At 36.7% G+C, this 395-nt stretch carries 1 protein-coding gene; it reads right to left on the bottom strand.

What is annotated here, in order from left to right; all coding sequences use genetic code 11:
• Positions 1 to 213: 213 nt before the first annotated feature.
• On the bottom strand, positions 214 to 395 hold a 182-nt coding region (gene rpmE, locus C6366_RS21370), incomplete at its 5' end, for a 50S ribosomal protein L31 (protein ID WP_107740666.1).

Below are 395 nucleotides of genomic sequence, written 5' to 3'. Positions count from 1 at the left end.
GACAAACATCTTCCTTGTGCAGATAAAAACGGATGAAACGGATCCAGGCATCTGCCATTCTGTCTGGAAACCTGAAGTTATAACACAATATTCTTTAAGGTCAATAGCTATGCCAAAAAAGAAGAATGAAGTTAATGTACTACCAAATCTGTATGGCAGAGAAAAAAAAAGCTCCGGAAAATCCGAAGCTTTATTACCTTATCAAAGAAAAAATTACTTTTTCTTATCAAAATGTTTTTGGTATCTGTTCATGAACTTATCAACACGTCCTGCGGTGTCAACCAGTTTCATTTTACCGGTGTAAAACGGGTGAGAAGAACTAGAAATCTCGAGTTTAACCACTGGATACTCTACACCGTCTATAACTTCATTTTCACGGGTATTAACGGTTGAAC

The organism is Desulfonatronum sp. SC1 (assembly GCF_003046795.1).
Lineage (GTDB): Bacteria > Desulfobacterota > Desulfovibrionia > Desulfovibrionales > Desulfonatronaceae > Desulfonatronum.
Note: the sequence above shows the minus strand (reverse complement) of the source record. Positions and strands in the feature narration are given on the sequence as shown.